Source organism: Streptomyces sp. NPDC050388, assembly GCF_040655635.1.
In the GTDB taxonomy this organism is placed as follows: domain Bacteria; phylum Actinomycetota; class Actinomycetes; order Streptomycetales; family Streptomycetaceae; genus Streptomyces.
This window is the reverse complement of the sequence record NZ_JBFAKH010000250.1, coordinates 1-2,015: the sequence shown is the minus strand read 5'-3', so window position 1 is coordinate 2,015 and position 2,015 is coordinate 1. Positions and strand designations below refer to the sequence as shown.

General features: G+C 70.2%; 1 protein-coding gene and 1 pseudogene. Both read left to right on the top strand.

Annotated features, from left to right (window positions below):
- Positions 1-88: 88 nt before the first annotated feature.
- A pseudogene (locus AB0I73_RS41140) lies at positions 89-349 on the top strand (transposase); the annotation flags it as partial.
- Between the two features lie 372 nt (positions 350-721).
- Positions 722-1,906, top strand: coding sequence for an ISAs1 family transposase (locus AB0I73_RS41135; RefSeq protein WP_363045492.1), 1,185 nt, complete (start codon positions 722-724; stop codon positions 1,904-1,906).
- The last annotated feature ends 109 nt before the right edge of the window (positions 1,907-2,015 follow it).

Sequence of the window (2,015 nt, the reverse complement as noted above, 5' to 3'; positions counted from 1 at the left end):
GCCCGCCGGGGGCCCTCGCGGCTCCGGGGCTTCGAGTGCCCAGCCCGAGACCTGCGCAAGCCTTTCGCCCCCCCTGCGTCGCGCGGCCGTCCGGGCCCAGCTCGACACCGTCGCCGACGTGCTCGGCCGGCAGTTCCCCAGGGTCAGGGCCATGCCCCTGGAGGCGAAGGAGGATCTGACCGTTTTCGCGGACTTCTCCGATCGGCACTGGAAGAAGATCCGGTCGACCAACCCGCAGGAGCGGGTCAACCGGGAGATCAAGCGCCGGACCGACGTCGTCCAGATCTCTCCCAACCCCGAGACCCTCGAGCACCTCACCACCGCCGTGCTCGTCGAGATGCACGACGAGGTGATCACCTTTCCCCGCCGCTGCCTCCCGAGGGCGGCATGGACAAAATCTGCCCAGTTGAAGATCAACCCGACACGGTTACCTCCTGCAGGGGACGTGACCCGGTCAGCCCGCCTCCTTGTGGATACCGCATGTCTCCGGTGATACCGCGGCAGACAGCCAGCCGTCAGCCCCTACGACATCACGAGTTCACCCTCAGTAACCGGCGATCCTGCGCTGCGTTGCCTTGGTTCCGGAGCCAGGGCTTCGGCGAAGTTCGATGCCGCCCAGTTTGTGACGGCCTGTCAGGTTACGGGTCAGGTGGGGGAATGAGGCAGGCACGGCTCCCGTGATCATGGAGTTCTTGACGCCCCGTGATCCTGGTGGAAGACCGTGGCTGCGAACGCATCCTCTCCTGTCCTGCCCGCTCTTGGCCAGCTCGGCGGCCGGCCGCCGGTCGCTCCCAGCGAAGTGCCGGGCCTGCTGGACCGCCTCGGGGAGGTGCCGGATCCGCGGAAGGCGCGCGGGGTGCGTCACCGGCTGGTCACCGTGCTCGCCCTGGCCGCGTGCGCGGTCCTGGCCGGCGCATCCTCACTCCTGGCGATCGGCGAGTGGATCGCCGACGCCCCCGGCCACGTGCTGGAATCCCTCGGCGTCCGCCCCGACCCGGTGATGCCGGACCGCGACCGCCCCGCCGAGAGCACCGTGCGCCGCTTGCTGTCCCGCCTCGACGGCGACGCCCTGGACGCGGTACTCGCACGCTGGCTCGCCGACCGCAGCCCCACCGAGCCCGGGGAGCCGAGGGGCCTCGCGGTCGACGGCAAGTCGCTGCGCGGCGCTGCCCGCGCCGACGGCCGCAAGATCCACCTCCTGGCCGCCCTCGACCACACCAGCCGCCTCGTCCTGGCCCAGACCGACGTCGGCGAGAAGACGAACGAGACCACCTGCTTCCAGTCCCTGCTCGACACCCTCCCTGACCTCGCCGGCCGGGTGGTCACCGCCGACGCGCTCCACACACAGGCCGGCCACGCCGACTACCTCCTGGGCCGGGACGCGCACTACATCGTGATCGTGAAGGGCAACCGGAAGAAGCTCCGCGCCCAGATCGGGGCCCTGCCCTGGAAGGACGTCCCGCTCCAGGGCCGCGTCAAGGGGGTGGGCCACGGCCGCAGCGAGATCCGCCGGATCAAGGCCGCCACCGTGAAGAACCTCCTCTTCCCCGGCGCCCGGCAGGCCGTCCAGGTCAAGCGCCACCGCACCGACCGCAAGACCGGCAGGACCACCGTGACCACCGTCTACGCCGTCACCAGCCTGACCGCCGAGCAGGCGTCCCCCGCCCGCCTCGCGCAACTGATCAAGGGCCACTGGGCCGTGGAAGCCCTGCATCATGTCCGCGACACGACGTTCGCCGAGGACGCATCCCAACTGCGCACCGGCAACGCGCCCCGTGCCATGGCCAGTTGGCGCAACCTCGCCATCGGCGCCCTCCGCCTCGCCGGCATCACCAACATCGCCGCAGGACTGCGACGCAACGCACGCGACGCCCGCCGCCCCCTCACCCAACTCGGCCTCACCTGATCAAACCGGACGCCCTGAAGCTTCCCCTTGATGTTGGACACCTGGAGACTGGGACGTGAGGTTCCAGAGGAAGTAGTGCCAGGTGGGAAGTAAGAGCAACCGCAGCAGG